The 21,725-nt window shown below is 58.7% G+C and carries 18 protein-coding genes; 8 read left to right on the forward strand and 10 right to left on the reverse strand.

What is annotated here, in order from left to right; all coding sequences use genetic code 11:
- Positions 1-46 precede the first annotated feature (46 nt).
- Both AO388_RS13145 and AO388_RS13150 read right to left on the reverse strand, forming a co-directional pair.
- Complete coding sequence (locus AO388_RS13145) at positions 47-1,519, reverse strand: inorganic phosphate transporter (protein WP_003363847.1); 1,473 nt, start codon at positions 1,517-1,519, stop codon at positions 47-49.
- A gap of 205 nt (positions 1,520-1,724) precedes the next feature.
- On the reverse strand, positions 1,725-1,922 hold the full coding sequence (locus tag AO388_RS13150) for a hypothetical protein (RefSeq protein ID WP_002554967.1): 198 nt from the start codon (positions 1,920-1,922) through the stop codon (positions 1,725-1,727).
- 857 nt (positions 1,923-2,779) lie between these two features.
- Here AO388_RS13150 and pcaR point away from each other — a divergent pair.
- From pcaR to AO388_RS13175, 5 genes are all read left to right on the forward strand, one after another.
- Positions 2,780-3,622: a pca regulon transcriptional regulator PcaR gene (gene pcaR / locus AO388_RS13155; protein WP_003363842.1), complete on the forward strand. Its 843-nt coding sequence runs from the start codon at positions 2,780-2,782 to the stop codon at positions 3,620-3,622.
- 156 nt (positions 3,623-3,778) lie between these two features.
- Entirely contained in the window at positions 3,779-4,636 is an 858-nt protein-coding gene (locus AO388_RS13160; RefSeq protein WP_058416590.1) for a CoA transferase subunit A, read from the forward strand.
- The gene (locus AO388_RS13165) at positions 4,633-5,415 is read left to right on the forward strand and encodes a CoA-transferase subunit beta (RefSeq protein ID WP_170846028.1); all 783 of its coding nucleotides are present in this window, start codon (positions 4,633-4,635) and stop codon (positions 5,413-5,415) included. Before AO388_RS13160 ends, AO388_RS13165 begins: the two co-directional genes overlap by 4 nt.
- On the forward strand, positions 5,415-6,614 hold the full coding sequence (pcaF, locus tag AO388_RS13170; RefSeq protein WP_003431382.1) for a 3-oxoadipyl-CoA thiolase: 1,200 nt from the start codon (positions 5,415-5,417) through the stop codon (positions 6,612-6,614). The genes AO388_RS13165 and pcaF overlap by 1 nt, the downstream gene beginning before the upstream one ends.
- Positions 6,615-6,826: 212 nt before the next feature.
- The gene (locus AO388_RS13175) at positions 6,827-8,128 is read left to right on the forward strand and encodes an MFS family transporter (RefSeq protein WP_003431380.1); all 1,302 of its coding nucleotides are present in this window, start codon (positions 6,827-6,829) and stop codon (positions 8,126-8,128) included.
- A 67-nt stretch (positions 8,129-8,195) separates the two neighbouring features.
- On the opposite strand, the gene AO388_RS13180 is transcribed toward AO388_RS13175, so the two are convergent.
- Genes AO388_RS13180 through AO388_RS13190 form a run of 3 tightly spaced genes read right to left on the reverse strand, consistent with a single transcriptional unit; the run spans position 8,196 to position 13,951 of the window.
- Positions 8,196-9,656 carry an AdeC/AdeK/OprM family multidrug efflux complex outer membrane factor gene (locus AO388_RS13180; protein WP_003431378.1) on the reverse strand — a complete coding sequence of 487 codons (1,461 nt, stop codon included), beginning with the start codon at positions 9,654-9,656 and terminating at the stop codon, positions 8,196-8,198.
- Entirely contained in the window at positions 9,653-12,787 is a 3,135-nt protein-coding gene (locus AO388_RS13185) for an efflux RND transporter permease subunit (RefSeq protein WP_058416579.1), read from the reverse strand. The genes AO388_RS13180 and AO388_RS13185 overlap by 4 nt, the downstream gene beginning before the upstream one ends.
- Positions 12,788-12,790: 3 nt before the next feature.
- Positions 12,791-13,951 carry an efflux RND transporter periplasmic adaptor subunit gene (locus AO388_RS13190; protein WP_003363822.1) on the reverse strand — a complete coding sequence of 387 codons (1,161 nt, stop codon included), beginning with the start codon at positions 13,949-13,951 and terminating at the stop codon, positions 12,791-12,793.
- Positions 13,952-14,205: 254 nt separating this feature from the next.
- Between AO388_RS13190 and AO388_RS13195 the strand changes: the two genes are divergently transcribed.
- Positions 14,206-14,865 carry a TetR family transcriptional regulator gene (locus AO388_RS13195; protein WP_003363819.1) on the forward strand — a complete coding sequence of 220 codons (660 nt, stop codon included), beginning with the start codon at positions 14,206-14,208 and terminating at the stop codon, positions 14,863-14,865.
- A gap of 476 nt (positions 14,866-15,341) precedes the next feature.
- A complete protein-coding gene (locus tag AO388_RS13205) occupies positions 15,342-16,475 on the forward strand; it encodes a DUF3396 domain-containing protein (RefSeq protein WP_058416580.1) in 1,134 nt (377 codons plus the stop codon).
- 14 nt (positions 16,476-16,489) lie between these two features.
- Here the strand turns inward: AO388_RS13205 and AO388_RS13210 are convergent, their stop codons facing one another.
- Positions 16,490-18,004, reverse strand: coding sequence for an MDR family MFS transporter (locus AO388_RS13210; protein WP_330219497.1), 1,515 nt, complete (start codon positions 18,002-18,004; stop codon positions 16,490-16,492).
- A 109-nt stretch (positions 18,005-18,113) separates the two neighbouring features.
- Positions 18,114-18,284, reverse strand: coding sequence for a hypothetical protein (locus tag AO388_RS29365; RefSeq protein ID WP_164989056.1), 171 nt, complete (start codon positions 18,282-18,284; stop codon positions 18,114-18,116).
- Between the two features lie 165 nt (positions 18,285-18,449).
- Between AO388_RS29365 and AO388_RS13215 the strand changes: the two genes are divergently transcribed.
- On the forward strand, positions 18,450-18,689 hold the full coding sequence (locus AO388_RS13215; protein WP_003406313.1) for a hypothetical protein: 240 nt from the start codon (positions 18,450-18,452) through the stop codon (positions 18,687-18,689).
- On the opposite strand, the gene AO388_RS13220 is transcribed toward AO388_RS13215, so the two are convergent.
- From AO388_RS13220 to AO388_RS13230, 3 genes are all read right to left on the reverse strand, one after another.
- Positions 18,690-19,313, reverse strand: coding sequence for a flavin reductase family protein (locus AO388_RS13220; RefSeq protein ID WP_003406312.1), 624 nt, complete (start codon positions 19,311-19,313; stop codon positions 18,690-18,692).
- Between the two features lie 143 nt (positions 19,314-19,456).
- Entirely contained in the window at positions 19,457-19,774 is a 318-nt protein-coding gene (locus AO388_RS13225) for a hypothetical protein (protein WP_003363807.1), read from the reverse strand.
- A 591-nt stretch (positions 19,775-20,365) separates the two neighbouring features.
- Positions 20,366-21,691, reverse strand: coding sequence for an MFS transporter (locus AO388_RS13230; RefSeq protein WP_003431373.1), 1,326 nt, complete (start codon positions 21,689-21,691; stop codon positions 20,366-20,368).
- Between the last annotated feature and the right edge of the window lie 34 nt (positions 21,692-21,725).

Raw genomic sequence — 21,725 nt, forward strand, 5'->3', positions numbered from 1 at the left:
AAACCCTTGAGCGGCGCCATGCATGCACCGCCCAAAGGGTTTCAGATCAGGCCAGGGCTTTGGAAGCCAGCCAGAACAGCGCTGCGGACAAGGCGACGGTCGCCGGCAGGGTCAGCACCCAGGCCAGCAGGATGGTGCGCACGGTTCCGCCTTGCAGGCCGCTCTTGTTGGCGACCATGGTGCCAGCTACACCTGAAGACAGAATGTGCGTGGTGGAGACTGGCAGACTGAACACGTTGGCCAGACCGATCGCGCAGGCGGTGGTGATTTGCGCCGACATGCCTTGTGCGTAAGTCATGCCCTGCTTGCCGATCTTCTCGCCGATCGTCAGGACCACGCGTTTCCAGCCGACCATGGTGCCGATGCCCAGCGCCAGTGCCACCGCGAGAATCACCCAGAACGGTGCGTATTCGGTGGTGGTGGTCAGGTCCTTGCGAAGTTTCTCCAGGTCGGATTTTTCACGCGCAGACAGGTCCGGAAGTTTGCCGACCTTGCGGGCGGTGTCGTCCAGGCACAACAGATAGCGACGTACTTCGATGCGGCTTTCAGGGGCCAGCGCGTGGTAGTCGGACACGCCTTTCAGGCGGTCGAGCAGCGCGTCGATGGTAGGTTCGGTCTGCTTCGGATTACAGGCGGAGCTGGACGGCAGGTCGCCTTTTTCAGCTTTACCCATCGCCAGATATTCACCCAGCGTGCTGCTGTTGCGCTGATAGAACTGGCTCAGGTGCTGGGTCGCATCGCGGGTGCGTTCGATCTGATAGGTGGTGCTGGTGAGGTCAAGCACGAACTGGCTGGGCACGATACCGATCAGCACCAGCATGATCAGGCCAATGCCTTTCTGGCCGTCATTCGAACCGTGTACGAAGCTGACCGCCATGGCGGAAATGACCAGCACCAGACGGTTCCAGAACGGCGGGTGCTTCTTGTCATCCAGCTTGCGGCGCTGGTCGGGGGTCTTGTGCATCTTCGACAGCGGGCGCCACCATTTCAGGGCAACCAGCACCAGACCCGCAACGATAAAGCCGGCCAGCGGCGAGAACACCAGCGAAGCACCGATATCGATCGCTTTTTGCCAGTTCACGCCATCGGCCAACGGGATATCGTTGAGCAGCGCATTGGCCAGACCCACACCGAGTATCGAGCCGATCAGCGTATGCGAACTGGAGGCCGGAATACCGAAGTACCAGGTACCGAGGTTCCAGGTAATCGCCGCCGCCAGCAGCGAGAACACCATGGCCAGGCCATGTCCGGTGTTGACGTTGATGAGCAGCTCGACCGGCAGCAGATGGACGATGGCATAGGCAACGCCTACGCCGCCCAGCAACACGCCGAGAAAGTTGAATACACCGGAAAAGAACACGGCCAGATGAGGCGGCATCGCTTTGGTGTAAATGACTGTCGCCACCGCGTTGGCGGTGTCATGAAAGCCGTTGATGAACTCGAAGGTGAGGACGAAAGCCAGGGCGAGCAACAGGCTCACAAGCACCCAGGCATCAAGCCCGCTGAATAAATCGATCATGTAGGTTTTCTGACCGGGTCTGAAGGGGGCGCGATTATGACAGAAAAAATACCGAACGACTTGTCGTCACCGCCAGGTGTCGCCTCAAACCAAAAAAAAGACGCATGAGCGCCGCCCCGTTGAATGCTCAATGAGGCAGTAAGGCATGTAATTCAGAGTGCTGGAAGTGAGAGGCGAATCGGGCAGGGTCATCAGACCCGCGCTGTCACGGCTCTTCTTTCAGGCCTTCTTCCATTTTTTGCAGTTCTTGCTTGAACGCCTGGTCCAGCAGGCTGGCTCTTTTGCGCCAGGGCTTGCGTTCCGGTTCCGGTTGCGCGGCGTAGGTGGTGATTTCACCGCCGTAGACATCCTTGTAGCGTTGCTCCTGGCGCTCAAGTTCCGCGCGCAGTTCATCTTTAGTCACTTTAATACCTGTTTGAGTCGAATGGGCTCTGGCGATGACGCAAAACATTGCAAGTATGTTCACTCCAGTCTGGCTGTATACCCAATACAGTCAGCGACCTGTTCGGACAATTGCGCGAAAGGTTTACCGGACATGCCTGTTGTTGTCTGCGGCTACGTGCACCAGAGAAAAACACCTGTCGTAGCGACACTCGTTTGATTTCAAGCGCAGGGCTTGCGCTGGCAGGCCTGCTTAAGGTCTCGCTGCGAGGGTGCACCGCGACAACGCGCCGACAGGACAGTCGAGGCGTGAATCGGGTGAACGGATCAATCGTTGCGAGTGTAGAGCCGACCAACTGACGGATACTATCTCCAAGAACTTCTGCTACGTCAACAACAGAGGTTGAATGAGTTCACAGGTCTGGTTTTTTTGTACGATTGTTCCGAAGTTTCAGTGAGCCGTTTATATGACATAAGTTTTATAAAACAGTTTTCACTTTCGACGACAAAATGTTGGCGAATAAATTCAACGCCTTTTATATGCAGGATGTGTGGAGTTACGCGGCGGGCACAGACCGGGAACGGGATGACGAGGAGAGGGTCGCAAGCGTCGGTCGCGCGGAAGGTGCCTGAATAATGAAAACGGCCTTGCTTGATAAGCAAGGCCGCTGCCTTGGACTTCTCAGTGGGTACCTGACCAGTATTTCCAAGAAGTCACTTCATGGCAGAGGTAAAGGTATAAGTATATTTACATGGGGTCAATTGCGATTATCGGCCACCTGTTCGATAATCGCACAAGTGGGTGCGGGTTTCGCTTCTCTAAAAAGAGCTGAAACCTGCGGTTTACAGGGCTTCAAGGCAGTTACATAAGGTGTGTCAATGAACGACGAACTGCGTAAATCTTTTGCCTCATTGGCACCGCCCATCGTGGCATCGCCCGCAAAGCGCATTCAGGCGCTGACCGGTGACCCGGATTTCATGACGTCGCTGGCGCGTGGGCTGGCCGTGATTCACGCCTTTCAAGAGCGCAAGCGGCACCTGACCATTGCGCAGATCAGCCATCGCACGGAAATCCCCCGCGCGGCAGTTCGCCGTTGCCTTCACACGCTGATCAAGCTCGGTTATGCGACCACTGACGGCCGTACCTACTCGCTACTGCCCAAGGTGCTGACCCTGGGCCACGCCTATTTGTCATCGACGCCACTGGCAACGTCTTCGCAGCCTTATCTGGACCGTATGAGTGACCAGTTGCATGAGGCGTGCAACATGGCCACGCTGGAAGGCGACGACATTCTTTATATAGCGCGCTCTGCCACGACGCAGCGGCTGATCTCGGTCGACCTCTCAGTGGGCGGCCGTCTTCCCGCGTACTGCACGTCCATGGGCCGCATTCTGCTGGCCGCACTCGATGACGTGTCGTTGCATGAATACCTTGACCATGTGGATCTGCAGCCCAAGACCAGCCGCACCATTCGCACGCCGGAAGCCTTGCTCGAATGTCTGCAACTGGTTCGGCAGCAGGGCTGGTGCATTGTCGATCAGGAACTGGAGCAGGGGCTGCGTTCGATTGCCGTGCCGGTCTATGATGCGTCGGGCCAAGTGCTGGCCGCGCTGAATGTCAGCACCAGTGCCGGGCGTGTGGCACGCAGCGAGCTGGAGCAGCGCTTTTTGCCGATCATGCTCGATGCCAGTCGTGACCTGAGCACGCAACTGTTTACCTGACGTGGCCGTGTTTTCGACTGACTGAATTCGTTCGATTACCGAACGTTTAGTCGATTATCGGATTGTTTGCCCTCGTGCTCAGGCATAACCTCATTTTCATTCCGGCGCAGGTCTTCGCGCTGATCATTGAACGTGATGTTGGGTTCGGAGCACCTCATGGCAGACATTCTTTCTCTACGCGATGCGGTGAAGCAACTGGTCAACGATGGCGACACCGTTGCGCTGGAAGGCTTCACTCATCTGATCCCCACGGCCGCCGGCCATGAAATCATCCGTCAGGGTAAAAAAGACCTGACCCTGGTGCGCATGACGCCTGACCTGATCTACGACCAGTTGATCGGCGCCGGTTGTGCGAAGCGGCTGATTTTTTCGTGGGGCGGCAACCCTGGGGTTGGCTCCTTGCACCGTTTGCGCGACGCCGTTGAAAAACAGTGGCCGCGTGAAATGGAAATTGAAGAGCACAGCCACGCCGACCTCGCCAACGCCTATGTCGCTGGCGCATCCGGTCTGCCGTTTGCGGTGCTGCGCGCTTATGCCGGGTCCGACCTGCCCAAGGTCAACCCGCTGATCAAGACGGTCACCTGCCCGTTCACCGGCGAAGTATTGGCAGCGGTGCCTTCGGTACGTCCCGACGTCACCGTGATTCATGCGCAGAAAGCCGACCGCAAGGGTAACGTGCTGTTGTGGGGCATTCTCGGTGCGCAGAAAGAAGCCGCGCTGGCTGCGAAGCGTTGCATTGTGACGGTGGAGGAAATCGTCGATGACCTCAAGGCACCGATGAATTCCTGCGTGCTGCCAACCTGGGCGCTGAGTGCGGTGTGCCTGGTGCCAGGTGGCGCTCACCCGTCTTATGCGCACGGTTACTACGAGCGTGACAATCCGTTCTATCAGGCCTGGGACCCGATCGCCCGAGACCGGGAGACGTTCACGGCGTGGATCGATGAATACATCCACGGCACCGCAGACTTCAGTGAATTCCAGAGCAAGCTGGCTCACGCTTCGGAGGCCAAATAATGACTTACTCCACCAGTGAAATGATGACCGTTGCCGCAGCCCGTCGCTTGCGTAATGGTTCTGTGTGCTTCGTCGGCATCGGCCTGCCTTCGAAGGCGGCGAATCTGGCACGTCTGACCTCTGCGCCCGACGTGGTACTGATATACGAGTCGGGTCCGATCGGCGCCAAGCCCACGGTGTTGCCGCTGTCTATCGGTGATGGCGAGTTGGCTGAAACCGCAGACACAGTGGTATCCACCAGCGAAATCTTTCGTTACTGGCTGCAGGGCGGCCGTGTCGATGTCGGCTTTCTCGGCGCGGCGCAGGTCGACCGTTTCGGCAACATCAACACCACCGTGGTCGGCGATTACCATCATCCAAAAGTGCGTCTGCCGGGAGCCGGTGGTGCGCCGGAGATCGCCGGGTCGGCCAAGTCAGTGCTGATCATTCTCAAGCAGTCGGCGCGTTCGTTCGTCGACAAGCTGGACTTCATCACCTCGGTTGGCCATGGCGAAGGCGGCGATTCGCGCAAGCGTCTGGGTCTGCCCGGTGCTGGCCCGGTGGGCATTATCACCGACCTGTGCATCATGGAGCCGGAAGCCGGCACCCATGAGTTCGTCGTGACAACGCTGCACCCTGGCGTGACCCGCGAGCAGGTTATTGCCGCAACCGGCTGGGCGATCCGCTTTGCCGACACCGTTGTTGTGTCCGAAGAGCCTACTGACGTCGAACTGACGGCGCTGCGTGATCTGGAAGCACGAACCGCTGCGGCTCACGGTCAGGTTGCGGGAGAAGCGTGATGCGTGAAGTATTCATTTGCGATGCGATTCGTACGCCCATCGGTCGGTTTGGTGGCGGGTTGTCTTCAGTGCGTGCAGACGACCTGGCCGCGGTGCCGATCAAGGCGCTGATGGAGCGCAATCCTTCGGTCAACTGGGAAGAAATCGACGAAGTGTTCTTCGGCTGTGCCAACCAGGCCGGTGAGGACAACCGCAACGTTGCGCGCATGGCTGCTCTGTTGGCCGGGCTGCCGGAAAGCGTACCGGGCGTCACCCTCAATCGCCTGTGTGCTTCCGGAATGGACGCCATCGGCACCGCTTTCCGGGCCATCGCGTCAGGTGAAATCGAGCTGGCAATCGCCGGAGGCGTCGAGTCGATGTCTCGTGCGCCCTTCGTGATGGGCAAGGCCGATGCCGCGTTTTCGCGCAACATGAAGCTGGAAGACACCACTATCGGTTGGCGCTTTATCAATCCGGCGATGAAAGCGCAGTACGGCGTGGACTCAATGCCGGAGACAGGCGACAACGTTGCAACCGACTTCAGGATTTCTCGAGCCGATCAGGACGCTTTCGCCCTGCGCAGCCAGCAACGCACTGCCGTTGCCCAGGCTGCGGGCTTTTTCGAGGAAGAGATCGTGCCGGTGCGGGTCGCGCACAAAAAGGGCGAAACCATTGTCGACAAGGATGAGCATCCGCGTGGCGATACCAGTCTGGAAACCCTGAGCAAACTCAAGCCGGTCAACGGCCCGGACCGCACAGTGACTGCCGGTAATGCGTCCGGGGTCAACGACGGTGCTGCGGCGCTGATTCTAGCGTCGGCCGAAGCGGTGAAAAAGCATGGCCTGACACCCCGTGCCCGCGTACTTGGCATGGCCAGCGCGGCGGTTGCACCACGGGTGATGGGCATTGGCCCGGTGCCAGCGGTGCGTAAACTGGTCGAGCGGCTGGGCTTGGCGGTGACCGATTTCGATGTCATCGAACTCAATGAAGCATTTGCCAGCCAGGGTATTGCGGTGCTGCGCGAACTGGGTCTGGCGGACGATGCGCCGCAGGTCAATCCCAACGGCGGGGCAATTGCCCTTGGCCATCCGCTGGGCATGAGTGGCGCGCGGCTGGTGCTGACGGCGCTGCATCATCTGGAGAAAACCGGCGGGCGCAGAGGCCTGGCAACCATGTGCGTCGGCGTCGGGCAGGGGCTGGCGCTGGCCATCGAGCGGTAAGCCCTCCCGTTTCAACCTGTTGTCCAGCAACCCGGATCGTTTGTCTGCCTCCACGAAAAGGCGGGCCGATGATCCGGGTTGTTGTTCGTCCGGGCACTGGATGTTCAACCCTGCCGATTTTTCCTGGTGGCTGAATTGCTCTGACTTATTGTGCTCGATTAAAGACGGTGTTACAGATTGTTTCTTATGGACAGTTCTGCTTGGGGAAAATAATGACTACAACATCAAAAGCACCGCATTACACCGGCGAGGAGCGAAGCAAAAGAATATTCGCCATTGTCGGTGCTTCATCCGGCAACCTGGTCGAATGGTTCGACTTTTATATCTACGCCTTCTGCGCGATTTATTTCGCACCGGCTTTCTTTCCTTCCGATGATCCGACCGTTCAGTTGCTCAACACTGCAGGTGTGTTTGCCGCTGGCTTTCTGATGCGTCCGATTGGCGGCTGGCTGTTTGGTCGTGTCGCAGACAAACATGGCCGCAAGAACTCCATGCTGATTTCGGTCACCATGATGTGTGCCGGATCATTGATCATTGCCTGCCTGCCGACCTATGCATCGATTGGTGCCTGGGCGCCGGCCTTGTTGCTGATGGCGCGCCTGCTGCAAGGCCTGTCGGTGGGTGGCGAGTACGGCACCACGGCCACTTACATGAGTGAAGTGGCGTTGCGTGGCCAGCGTGGCTTTTATGCTTCGTTTCAGTACGTGACTCTGATCGGCGGGCAACTGCTGGCGGTGTTGACGGTGGTCATCCTCCAGCAATTCCTGACCACCGAAGAGTTGCGTGACTACGGCTGGCGCATCCCCTTCGTGATCGGTGCTGCCGCAGCGGTCATCGCCTTGCTGCTGCGTCGCACCCTCAACGAAACCACCACAGCCGAAAGCCGGCAGGACAAGGACGCCGGCAGTATCGCGGCACTGTTCAAGCATCATGCCGCAGCCTTCATCACAGTGCTGGGTTACACCGCCGGTGGCTCGCTGATTTTCTACACCTTCACGACCTACATGCAGAAATACCTGGTCAACACCGGAGGCATGGAAGCCAAGACCGCCAGCTACATCATGACCGGCGCGCTGTTTCTGTACATGTGCATGCAACCGTTTTTCGGCATGCTCGCGGACCGCATCGGCCGTCGCAATTCGATGCTTCTGTTCGGTGCGCTGGGTACGCTGTGTACAGTGCCGATCCTGATGACGCTCAAGACCACCACCAACCCGTTCATTGCGTTTGTGCTGATTACCCTGGCGCTGGCGATCGTCAGCTTCTACACCTCGATCAGCGGGCTGGTCAAAGCCGAGATGTTTCCACCTCAGGTTCGCGCACTGGGCGTGGGGCTGGCGTATGCGGTGGCCAACGCGGTGTTCGGTGGCTCGGCTGAGTGGGTTGCGCTGAAACTCAAGAGTGCCGGGATGGAGAACAGTTTTTACTGGTACGTGACGGCCATGATGGCGGTAGCGTTCCTGTTCAGTCTGCGCTTGCCCAAAGAGCCCAAGTACCTGCATCAGGATCATTGATCGCAGGGTTTGTTTCGGCCACAAAAAAACCACCTGATCAGGTGGTTTTTTTGTGTGCCGCTGTCAATCAGAACAGCTGAACCGAAGGCTTCTCCTTGGAGATGGTTTCGGTCTGTCCGGTTCTTTCATACCAGCCGCCACCGAGGGCCTTGTACAGGTTGACCTCGCTGGTCAGCTGCGACAGGCGATCGGTGATCAGCGTTTGCTGCGCACTGAACAGCGAGCGCTGGGCGTCGAGGAAGGTCAAGTTGCTGTCGATGCCGATCCGGTAGCGACGCTCGGCCAGACGGTAGTAGTCCTGGTTGGCTGCGACGAAGTCGCGTTGCGCCTGGAGCTGCTCGTCATAGGTCTTGCGTGAGGCCAGGCCGTCGGACACTTCCTGGAAGGCGGTCTGAATCGCCTTCTCGTAGTTGGCGACGCTGATTTCCTTCTGGATTTTCGAGTAGTCCAGGCTGGCGCGCAGGTTGCCGGCGTTGAAGATCGGGATGTTGATGCTTGGCTGGAACAGCCAGGCACCCGATCCGCCCTTGAACAGGCCGGACAGCTCGCTGCTGCTGGTCCCGGCACTGGCCGTCAGGCTGATGCTCGGGAAGAACGCTGCACGTGCCGCGCCGATGTTGGCGTTGGCCGCCTTGAGCGAGTGCTCGGCCTCCAGAATGTCCGGACGACGCTGCAGCAGGTCGGACGGCAGGCCTGCCGGCATTTCGGTCAGCATGTCGGAATCGAGCAAGTGGCTGGCCGGCAGATTGTCAGGCAGGCTGGTGCCGAGCAGCAGCACCAGGCTGTTCTGATCCTGGGCAACCAGGCGCTGGTACTGGGCCAGTTTGGCACGCGCGCTTTCGACGGCGGTGCGCGACTGGCTCAGGTCCAGTGCCGAAGAAACGCCGACTTCGCTGGCACGCGAGGTCAGACGGAAGCTTTCTTCGTAGGTCTTCAGGGTGTCCTGCGTCAGCTTGAGCAGTTCCTTGTCGGCCTGCCAGGTCATGTAGGCATTGGCGACGCTGGCCACCAGACTGATCTGGGTGCTGCGACGCGCTTCCTCGCTGGCGAAGTAGGTCTCCAGCGCCTGCTCGCTGAGGCTGCGGACCCGGCCGAAGAGGTCCAGCTCGTACGAGCTGACGCCCAGACTGGCCGAGTAGCTGCTGGTGATGCCGGACTGACCGGTTTGCGACTGGTCGGCTGGCACGCGCTGACGTGTACCGCTGCCGGTGGCCGAAACAGCAGGGAACAGGTCCGAGCGCTGGATACGGTACTGGGCGCGGTAAGCGTCGATGTTCAGCGCCGCAACCCGCAGGTCACGGTTGTTGAGCAGTGCAGTCTGAATCAGCTGTTGCAGCGCCGGGTCATTGAAGAAGTGCCGCCAGCCTTGTTCCGCGGCGGCCATTTTGGCGCCTTCGACCGGCGAGTACGCCGGCCCTTGCGGATATTGTGCGGCGACCGGTGCTTCCGGCTGCTTGTAATCGGGGATCAAAGAGCAGCCGCCGAGAATGAACGCGGTAACTGCAAGTGAGATCAATGACTTGCTCATTGGCCAGCCTCATCGTGTGAAATATGTTTCTGCTTGCTCTTGAAGAGCCCCGAAACCGTTACGAAGAACAGGGGCACCCAGAAGATCGCCAGAATAACTGCGGTGATCATACCGCCAATTACGCCTGTACCGATCGAATGCTGACTGCCCGAACCTGCGCCCGAGGAAATCGCCAGCGGTACAACGCCGAGGATGAAGGCCATGGAGGTCATGATGATCGGGCGCAGACGCATGCGGCAGGCCTCGATCGCCGAGTCGACCAGGCTCTTGCCCTGTTCGTGAAGCTCTTTGGCGAACTCGACGATCAGAATGGCGTTTTTCGCCGCCAGACCTACCGTCACCAGCAGCCCGACCTGGAAAAACACGTCGTTGGACAGACCGCGCAGGCTGGTTGCCATCAGTGCACCGATGACCCCCAGTGGCACCACGAGGATGACCGCGATCGGAATCGACCAGCTTTCATACAGCGCCGCCAGACAGAGAAACACTACCAGCAACGACAGGGCATACAGGGCAGGGGCCTGCGATCCGGACAGGCGTTCCTCGTAGGACAGACCGGTCCACGAAATGCCGATACCTTGTGGCAGCTTCTTGGCCAGCGCCTCGACTTCGGCCATTGCCTCGCCGCTGCTGTAACCAGGGGCGGGAGTACCGAGCACTTCCTCTGCCGCCACGCCGTTGTAGCGTGACAGTTTCGGCGAGCCGTAGGACCATTTGCCGCTGGCGAAGGCCGAGAACGGCACCATCTCACCCGCGCTGTTGCGCACGTACCATTTCTTCAGGTCTTCAGGTGTCATACGCGCACCTGCATCGCCCTGGATGTACACCTTCTTCACACGGCCACGGTCGATGAAGTCGTTGACGTAGCTGCCACCCAACGCAATGGACAGGGTGTTGTTGATGTCCGACAGAGTGATGCCCAATGCACTGGCGCGCTCATCGTCGATGATCAGTTGGTACTGCGGTTCGTCGTTCAGCCCGTTCGGACGTACGCCCGCCAGAATCTTGCTCTGTGCGGCTATGCCGAGGAACTGGTTACGCGCTTCCATCAGCTTGTCGTGACCCACGCCGCCCTGATCCTGCAAGTAAACGTCGAAGCCGGTGGCGTTACCCAGTTCGAGTACCGAAGGCGGGACGACCGCAAACACCATCGCGTCGCGCAGGCTGAAGAAATAGCCCTGAGCCCGTTTGGCCAGTTCGAAGACGCTGTTATTGGAATCACGCTCCTCCCACGGCTTGAGCATCACGAAAGCAATCGCCGAGCTTTGACCGCGGCCCGCGAAGTTGAAGCCGTTTACCGAGAACACCGACTTCACTGCGCCGCTTTCCTTGGTCAGCAGGTACTCACGCATCTGATCGATGACTTCCTGCGTACGCGCGGTCGAGGAGCCGGCCGGTGTCTGGATCTGGGCGAAGATAACGCCCTGGTCTTCTTCGGGCAGGAACGCAGCCGGAATACGCATGAACATGAACACCATGCCCGCACAGATCAGTATGTAACCCAGATACGCAGGCCACTTGTGCTTGAGCATGTTGCCGACGCCGCGCTCGTAACTCAGAACGCTGCGGTCGAAGGTTCGGTTGAACCAGCCGAAGAAACCACGTTTCGGTTGCCCGTGCTTCTCGTGATCGATGGGCTTGAGCATGGTGGCGCACAGCGCCGGCGTGAAGATCAGCGCAACCACGACCGACAGGGCCATGGCCGAGACGATGGTGATCGAGAACTGCTTGTAGATCACCCCGGTGGAGCCGCCGAAGAACGCCATTGGCAACAGAACCGCCGAGAGCACCAGGGCAATACCGACCAGCGCGCCCTGAATCTGAGTCATGGATTTGATCGTGGCGTCGCGCGGGGAGAGCTTTTCCTCCTCCATGACCCGCTCGACGTTTTCCACCACGACAATCGCATCGTCCACCAGCAAGCCGATGGCCAGCACCATACCGAACATGGTCAGGGTGTTGATGGTGAAGCCGAAGGCGGCGAGGATACCGAACGTACCCAGCAAGACCACCGGAACCGTCATCGTGGTGATGATGGTTGCGCGGAAGTTCTGCAGGAACAGGTACATCACCAGGAACACCAGCACGATCGCTTCGATCAGGGTGTGCACCACGCCGTTGATCGATTCGCTGACCACCGGTGTGGTGTCATACGGGTACACGACTTTCATGCCAGGCGGGAAGAACGGCTCCAGCGAGGAAACGGTCGCGCGGATGGCCTTGGCGGTGTCCAGTGCGTTGGCGCCGGTGGCGAGTTTGATGGCCAGACCGGAAGCCGGTTTGCCGTCGAACTGCGAGTCGGTGCTGTAGTTCTCTGCGCCCAGGCCCACGGTGGCGACGTCTTTCAGGCGAACCTGCGAGCCGTCGGTGTTGACCTTGAGGAAGATATTGCCGAACTGCTCGGCGGTCTGCAGACGGGTCTTGCCGATGATCGTGGCGTTCAACTGCTGGCCGCTGATCGATGGCAGGCCGCCCAACTGGCCGGACGACACCTGAACGTTCTGCGCGGTGATCGCGTCTTTCACGTCTACTGGCGTCAGCTGGAAGTTGTTCAGCTTGGCCGGATCGAGCCAGATACGCATGGCGTACTGCGAACCGAACACCTGAAAGTCACCCACACCGGAGGTCCGCGAGATCGGGTCCTGCATGTTCGACACGATGTAGTTGGCCAGGTCTTCCTTGCCCATGCTGCCGTCTTCCGACACCAGGCCGATCACCATCAGGAAGTTCTTCACTGCCTTGGTGACGCGGATACCCTGTTGCTGCACTTCCTGCGGCAGCAGCGGGGTGGCGAGGTTGAGCTTGTTCTGTACCTGCACCTGCGCCGTATCCGGGTTGGTGCCCTGATTGAAGGTCGCCGTGATGGTCATGCTGCCGTCGGAGTTACTTTCCGAGCTGACATAACGCAGGTTATCGATACCGTTGAGCTGTTGCTCGATGACCTGAACCACCGTGTCCTGCACCGTCTGGGCAGACGCGCCCGGATAGGTGACCTGGATACCGATGGCAGGCGGTGCGATGCTCGGGTACTGGTTGATCGGCAGGCTGGAAATCGACAGCGCGCCGACCAGCATGATCACGAGGGCAATAACCCAGGCAAAAATGGGTCGATCAATAAAAAATTTCGACATGGGTTACTCCCCTTTGCTGCCTGCGGCTTTATCAGTGGCCGGGGCAGGTGCCGGGTTTGCTCCTTTGACGTTGGTCGCTTCGGCGACTTTCACTTCGGCGCCTGGTTTGACGTACTGCAAGCCTTCGGTGATGACACGATCGCCTTCCTTCAGGCCGTCTTCGATCAGCCAGTCGCTGCCCACGGTGCGATTGGCCACCAGCGTACGCATTTCAACCTTGTTGTCCTGATTGACGACCATGGCGGTCGGCGTGCCTTTCAGGTCGCGGGTCACGCCTTGCTGCGGTGCCAGAATGGCTTTCGAGTTGACGCCAGCCTGCAATTGGGCGTGAACGAACATGCCCGGCAGCAGACGGTGTTCAGGGTTCGGGAACACGGCACGCAGGGTCACGGAGCCGGTAGTCTGGTCAACCGACACTTCGGCGAATTCCAGTTTGCCTTCCTGGCCGTAGACGCTGTTGTCTTCCAGTGTCAGCTTGACCTTGGCGGCGTTGTCGCCGGCTTTCTGCAGCTTGCCGCTGTCCAGATCGCTGCGCAGCTTGAGCATGTCGGCAGACGACTGCACCACGTCGACATAGATCGGATCGAGCTGCTGGATGGTTGCCATCGCGTCGGTCTGCGCGCTGCTCACCAATGCGCCCTCAGTCACCGCAGAGCGACCGATACGGCCGGAAATAGGGGCCAGCACCTTGGTGTAGCGCAGGTTGATCTGGGCGGTCTGCAGGCTAGCCTGAGCTTCCTGGGTGGAGGCCAGCGCCGTGTCGTATTCCTGACGGCTTACCGCTTGCTCGCTGACCAGTTGCTTGTAGCGATCGGACATCGACTTGGCGGACTGCAGGGTGGCCTTGGCGCTGTTGGCGTTGGCCTCATAGACAGCCGGGTCGATCTGATAGAGCTGCTGACCGGCTTTGACATCGCCACCTTCGGTGAACAGACGCTTGAGAATGATGCCGTTGACCTGAGGGCGAACCTCGGCGACGCGGAAGGCGGTGGTCCGGCCTGGCAGCTCGGTGGTCAGGGTATACGGCTGTGCTTTGATGGTAACGACGCCTACCTGAGGGGTTTGCGCAGGCGGGGCGGCCTGTTCCTTCTTGCTACAGCCACTGAGCAGGGTTGCCAGGGCGACGGCAGTGACCAGAACGGTAACAGCTGGCTTGAATTGCATGAAGATCCTCGGGGCAGGAGCCTGTTATCTCAACAGTACGTTGAAGTGTAAAAAAATATTTCGGCTAGATAAGTAGCATGCTAAGGAATATACTTACATTCGCGGCTGTTTGTAAACACCGCAATGCGCATTCGGCCACTATTCAGGGAGCCGGGAGCCGATTCGGGACAAGGCGAGACAAATGCCGCCCGGCCATATCTCGAGGCATGACGCAAGACGCGTGCCTGAGGTGAATTTTTTGAGGTCTTATTGCCATGGTTCGTCGCACCAAAGAGGAAGCTCAGATCACTCGCAGCCAGATCCTGGAGGCTGCCGAGCAGGCTTTTTATGAGCGAGGCGTCGCCCGCACCACGCTGGCCGATATTGCGACGCTTGCCGGTGTGACGCGAGGCGCCATTTATTGGCACTTCAATAATAAGGCCGATCTGGTGCAGGCCATGCTCGACAGTCTTCAGGAGCCTCTCGACGAAATGGCGGAGGCCAGTCAGAGCGAGGACGAGGAAGACCCGCTGGGCTGCATGAGAAATCTGTTGATTCACCTGTTTCATGAACTCGCACTGGACCCGAAAACCCGTCGCATCAATGAAATCCTGTTTCACAAGTGCGAGTTTACCGACGAGATGTGTGATTTTCGTCGTCAGCGCCAGGACAACGCCATACAGTGCCACGACCGTATCACCCTGGGGCTGAACAATGCCGTACGCCAAGGACAATTGCCCAAAGGGCTGGACACGGCCCGGGCTGCAGTGGCCCTGTTTGCTTACGTCAATGGCATCATCTATCAGTGGCTGCTGGTCCCGGACAGCTTCTCTTTGCCCGCAGAGGCCGAGCAATTGGTCGACGTGTGTCTGGACATGCTGCGCTTCAGTCCGACGTTGCTGATTAATGACACTCGCTCAACGACTGGCGTCTGACTAAACACGACCGGCGGCACCCGCCGGTTCTGCCTGCCAGCGACTCTGTGCAGAGCCTAACTCCAATTCGTGCCTCTTATATAGCGGGTTTACCGATCGTTTATCGGTATTCATGGATTGCGCTCGCCGTGCAAGCATCGGCGAGCGTTGATCTGACAAGATATTGTAGGAAGCAGGTAGGACATTTCCTGATACATGTAGCTGATTTCCCAAAGTAAATTCCGAGTATTGCTCCGCAGGAAAACTCCCTTCACTCTTCGCCCCCTGAAAGAACAGAAGAGAGGAAAGTTGCATGTTTTTGCCGGATCTTGCGCTTATGTGCCCTGAAATCATCGCCAGTTACGTTGATGTCCAATCGGGCGGGCAGGGCCTCGGCTACCCCATGAGCGGGGAGATTTCCGGGTTGATCAAAACCTGTGAAGGGCATGCACGCACGCGCAAAAACCTGACTTCCGCGAATAATGGGAGGGCGGAGCATGTCGGATACTGCAACTGACGCTGTGAGGTTATTGGCCAGGATCACGCAACAATCCGAGCGTGTGGCCATGGATTCCGTATTGGGCACACCGGTCATTCGATTGGGGTTGATCACCACGCTGTATTTTCGCAACGGCCACAGCGTGGAGATGAAGCGTCGCGTCGAGGCCTGTTTTTCGCGCTTCTATGACGCGTTCAAAACGAAACTCAAATGGCAACTGTTCAAACGCATGCGGCGCCTGAGCGGCACCGGGTTTGCCTCGACCCGGCGTCAGATTGTCGAGAGTCCGCCAGACGAGCAGTTCATCTGGTCTATCGCCAGTGCGACTCAGGCTGAAGTCGCCACCTACAGCCTGTTTGTGATGAACACCTCGGAGGGGCAGGCCGACAACGATCGATCGTGTCTGAAAATGGTCTTGCCCTGGTCGTATCTGACCGAGCCCGAGGGGTTGAAGCATTACGAGAACTGGATCAGGTACCTCAGCAGCGAACTGCAGGCCGAGCACGGCTTTGGTGGTCTTGCCTGCGTATTGCCGTGTGACGGTCATCAGTATTTGCCTTGGGAATATCGGCTGGCTCAGGATTACAGCGGGCTGATGGTCGACCCCGGCCCGCACATTGAAAGCCTGCGCCTGCTGGACCGTATCAAGGGTGTCAGTTGGTACACCGTGCTCGGTGATGCGTTCGTCAGGCAGTTGGGAGGCAGCGACAAAATGCGCGGCGAGATGAGTGCACACAGCGAGATCGTGTTCCACACCTACCGCAACGGCCTGATCATTCGCGCCGGTGAGGTGCCCGAGCTGGGTGGGCGAGGGCTGCCGCCGCCAAAGCCTTATGTGACGGTCAACAGGATGATCAAGCCAATCCGCTTGCAGGACACCGGCAATCTTCATCCCTACCTGGCTCCAGGAATTGGCTTTACCGATGAAACCACTGCGCAGTGGTATGCGCGATTCGATGAAAAGCCGCTGCCGCCGGTCGATGCCGGGCAAGTATGCCCTCGCTCAGGCAGCTGGTTCAGCAGCGCTCAGTCAGGCTCCCGTCGGCACTTCGATGAGGGCGAACTGATGCCTGCGTTTGCCCATATAAAGAGCAAGAAAACGCAGTGGTTCTGGGCCGGGATGCTTTCCTGAGCCCGAGAAGCGAATCAGTCCCGTCCTCGCAATAGCGTATTAGGCATCACTGCGGCTGCCGCAAGGCCGAGCAGCGAAATGGCCGCGCTGGTGATCAGCAGGTTTCTAAAGGTCAGTGCCAGTTCGGCGCGCAGGGTTTCCAGCGCGGGTCCGGTGGCCGCGTTCAGACTGTCGAGCAGGACGTTGCCGGAGCTGCCTTCGCCACCCAGCGCCCCTGCACCGAGTTGACCGACGCCGGTGTGCTGCAACATGGCCAGCAGCAGCGCCGACATCAGTGCCACGCCCACGGCGCCACCCAGCGAGCGGAATAGATTGGTCGTGCTGGTGGCCACGCCCATATCCCGCGGCTGAACCGAATTCTGAGTGCCCACCAATGAGGTGGGGAACTGCATGCCGGTGGCAACCCCCGTGAGAATCATGAACAGGCTCATCACTATCAGCGATTGCGGCGGCGTGAAGGCCATGCCCAGAATCGCAATCGGCATCAGCAGCGCACCGGTCAGGATAAGCGGCTTGTAGCGCCCGGTATGCGCGGTGCGTCGCCCGGCGAAATAGGCACCCATCGGCATGCCAATCGCCAGCGGAAGCAAGTGCAGGGCGGCGCTGTCTGCTCCGCCACCGGTGACGGTCTGGTAACGCAGCGGCATCAGGACAATCAGGGAGATGGCCTGAAAGCTGGTGAAGAACACGGTGCACCAGCACAGCACCGCGCTCTTGTTGGTGAACAGATGCATGGGCAGCAAGGGTTCGGCCGTGCGACGTTCATACCAGACGAAAATAGCCAGTGTCAGCAGGGCGGTGCCCAGTAACAACTGAACCTCGGTATCGCCCAGACCGTGCCCTTGGCCAATCTCGGTAATCCCCAGCAGCAGCGCTGTCAGGCCGATGATCATCAGCACGGTACCGAGATAATCGATAATCGGCTTGCGTTGCGGTACTGGCAGGCCGACGAGGGTCCGATACGCGACGATCAGCGCGGCGGCCCCCAACGGCAGATTGATCAGAAACACCCAGCGCCAGGACAGGTATTCAGTCATCAGGCCACCGAGCACCGGCCCGGCGACGCTGGCCACGGCGTACATGCTGCTGAAGTAACCTTGATAACGGCCGCGCTCACGAGGTGGAACGATGTCGGCGATGATCGCCTGGCTGACCGAAACCATCCCGCCCGCGCCGATACCCTGAAGGACGCGCGCCAGCACCAGTTGTTCCATGCTTTGCGCCAGGCCACAGAACAGCGAAGCCAAGGTAAAAATCCCCAGCCCGAACAGCATCAGTTTACGTCGCCCGTAAAGATCGCCGAGCTTGCCGTAGATCGGCACAGCCACGGTCAGCGACACCATGTAGGCGGAAATAACCCACGCCAGTAGATCGATGTCCCTGAACTGGGCGGAAATGGCAGGCATCGAGACCGCGACGATGGTTTGGTCCAGCGCGCTGAGCAGGACTGCCATCATCAACGCAAACAGGATGCTACGAATGGCCGGAGGCGTATGAGTAAGACTGGTCAAGGCAAAACCTGATGGCAGTGTTGACCCGCCGCAAGTGTGGCAGGAGAGTCTGGCCAGTCTAATCCGATAGCTTGCTAATCGATAGGTGCCTTTGCGGAATGGCGATGCAATTCACGCTGTGCGAGCCTCATCGCAAGGCGCTGAAGGTGGCATCGGTTGGCACGCAATGGCCAAACGTACAGCTGGAGACATAAGGGGCCTGGCGCGCCAGTTCGTTACGATAGGCGCCGGCGGTGTAGACGGCCAATACCGCCAGAGCTCCTGCGACAACCATGCATTTTCTTGTTATTGCTTTCATGACGCACTCCTTACCTCGGCTACAGAGCAGTTTGAAAGAACTGATTAGAGTGTAGGACAAGGTTGGGTTTTGCGTCGGCTGCCGTTATCGCTGGATGCCGCATGTCGGACGAACCGGAAGACGCGCTAGAATTCGCGCTTTGACGTATTGGCAGGGTTGAGACACATGGCACGCAAGGAATACAACGGGTTTGAAGTGGTCTCGGCAGTGATGCCGTCCGAGCAGGGTTATAACGCGGCGATTGCCGTAAAGGCGCTGGGTGCCGGCGGCGCACCGCGCTTCCATGCGCTGCTGCCGGACCAGAAATTCAAGACCGCCGATGATGCCGACCTAGCCGCTGTGCAAGAGCTGCAGCGGCTGGTCGATATTGATGCAGAGGGCGAACCGGTCTGGGCTGACGCCTGATCAGGCGCCTGGGCGGAACATCTTGAACAGCGCTTCCGGGCCAAGCTGGAAGTAATCCGCCGGGCCGCCGCCGCGCAGAATCGGCTCGGCGGCGGCAGTGTCGTAAACGCCGTCCTTGAGCAGTGACTTGTCGATGTGCACCGCCACGACCTCGCCCAGAATCAACCAGCTGGGCACCAGTTCCTTGTCGGCGCGTTGCAACTGAATGATCTGCGTGACCTTGCACTCGAACGACACCGGCGTTTCGAGTACACGCGGCACCGAGACGATCTGCGAGGCCAGTGGTGTCAGGTTTGCCAGCTCGAATTCGCTGACATCCGGCGCTACCGGTGCGCAGCTCTGGTTCATGGCTTCGGCCAGCGAGCGGGTCGCCAGGTTCCAGACGAACTCGCCGGTCTGCTCGATATTATTGAGACTGTCCTTGCGACCCACGCTGCAGAACCCGATGATCGGCGGCACGTAGTTGAACGCATTGAAGAAGCTGTAAGGTGCCAGGTTGAGTTTGCCGTTGGCATCCTGCGACGAAATCCAGCCAATCGGGCGTGGGCCTACAATCGCGTTGAACGGGTCGTGCGGCAGGCCGTGACCCTTGGAAGGCTCGTAGGAGTGAATAGCGTCTGACATGCTCGGTTCCTGATGGGCTCAATAATGGATGTCAGCATAGTGCTGCGCATTTGCAGAGGATGCCAGAGCAGTTCGCGTGTTTCACTCTGAGCCAGACATGAAGAAGCCCGACATTGGCCGGGCTTGGGATGTTGCGTGAGCGATCAGCCCAGACGATTGGCGCCTACGCGATCTGCACCGTCTGCCGCAAGACGATTGGCACCGACGTGGTCTGCACCATCGGCAGCCTGACGGTTGGCACCGACGCGATCTGCACCATCAGCGGCCAGACGATTGGCACCGACGTGATCGGCGCCGTCAGCAGATACGCGGATCGAGCCGACGTTGGTATGTTTGGTACCGCCTTCAGCAACGAGGGTGGCGCTGGACAGGTCGCTTTGAACGTGGGTGACTGGAAGTGCAAATGCGCTGGAAGCCAGAACAGAGATAGCCAGGCCAAAGATCAATGTGTTGGTTTTCATGATGATGTCTCCAATGAGTGTCGGGTGAGTTGTCATCCCGGTATGGAGGCAATGCTACGCGCCAGCGGATTATTAAGAAGTTAATAGGATTGCTAGCGATCATCGCTGAAAATGATAGTTGGCTGTAATGCTCTGGTTTCGGGCCTTTCAGGCGGGGTTGCATTATTGTGGTGCAATTCTTGAAAAGTCTTGTAATAAAGGCCCTTGACAAATTAAAAGTACAGCTAATTCAAGCGGTTATTGCTGAAAGTTGGCCAAATGATGCACCGCCCTGTAACACTTTGTTGCAGGTCATGGATGTAATTGATTGTTTTGTAGCGGCTGATGTATCGATGCGGACGATGATATTGATCGTTGTAAGCGAGCTTGATGACTCTCGTGCCTTGGCAGAGTCCTCAGCGTTATATACAGGTCTCGATAAGCCCGAAAAATGGAGTGAACGGGGCGGCGATCCCCATTGCTCACGAAGAGTCAGTCATAACGCTCTATTTCTGGAGGTTGTACCGGCCTCTTCGCGAGCAAGCTCGCTCCTACGAGATTTATATATCACGATGAGAGCGGAGCCTGGGCACGAGAATCGTCGCAATCCGATCAGTCAGTTTCGATGCGCGAGTGCTTGCGGGTATCTTTCATGAACACATACACCAGCAGCGAGCAGGCGATACAGGCAGTGACGTACCAGTAGTAACCGGTTTCCATACCGATGCTCTTGAACCACAGCGCGATGTATTCCGCAGTACCGCCGAAGATCGATACCGTCAGGGCGTAAGGCAGGCCGACGCCCAGCGCGCGGATCTCGGTCGGAAACAGCTCGGCCTTCACCACTGCGTTGATCGAGGTATAACCGCTGACGATGATCAGCGCCGCCATGATCAGGAAGAACGCACCCCACCATGTCTGAATGGTATGCAGCGTGGTCAGGATCGGTACGGTACACAGCGTTCCCAACACGCCGAACGCAATGAGGATCGGACGACGCCCGACCTTGTCGGACAGCGCGCCGACGATCGGTTGCAACAGCATGAACAGAAACAGTGTTGCCGCTGATATCGACGTCGAGTCGGTGATGCTCATGCCGACGGTGTTGACCAGATACTTCTGCATGTAAGTGGTGTAGGTGTAGAAAGCCAGTGTCCCGCCCATGGTCAGACCGACGACGGTCATCAGTTCCTTGGGATGACGCATCAGCGTGCGCATCAGGCTTTCCTTGGGTTTTTCCTTCTTCTTGCGCGTGAACGATTCGGTTTCTTCCATGCCACGACGCAGGAACAGCGCGACGATTGCGCACAGGGCACCGATGACGAACGGGATGCGCCAGCCCCAGGCATACAGTTGCTCGGTGGTCAGCGTCTGTTGCAGCACGATCAGCACGCCCAGTGCGATGAGCTGGCCGGAAATCAGCGTCACGTACTGAAAGCTGGAGAAAAAGCCGCGACGTTCCTTGGTCGCCATTTCGCTCAGGTAGGTGGCGGACGTGCCGTATTCACCGCCGACAGACAGCCCCTGCAGCAAGCGGGCGAACACCAGCAGGATCGGAGCACCGACGCCGATGCTTTCATAGCCTGGTGTCAAGGCAATGATCAGCGAGCCGAAGCACATTAGCAGCACCGAGGCCATCAGCGCAGCCTTGCGCCCTTTGTAGTCGGCGTAAAGCCCCATCAGCCAGCCACCGATGGGCCGCATCAGAAAGCCGACGGCGAAGATCGCGGCGGTGTTGAGCAGCTGTGCGGTGGTGTCGCCCTTGGGAAAGAAGGCTTTGGCGAAGTACAGCGAGAAGGCGGCGTAGACGTACCAGTCGTACCACTCGACCATGTTGCCGACCGAGCCACTGAAAATCGATTTGAGACGGCTGGAGGTGGTTTTCTGGCCAGCAGCAGTAGCAGCCGACCCATGGGAGGCGGGATTGGAGGTTTCCATGGTGTTCCTTGTTTTCATTATTTTTGGAAGGAGG

The sequence above is a fragment of the Pseudomonas sp. ICMP 10191 genome, from assembly GCF_001467335.1.
Taxonomy (GTDB): Bacteria; Pseudomonadota; Gammaproteobacteria; order Pseudomonadales; family Pseudomonadaceae; genus Aquipseudomonas; species Aquipseudomonas cerasi.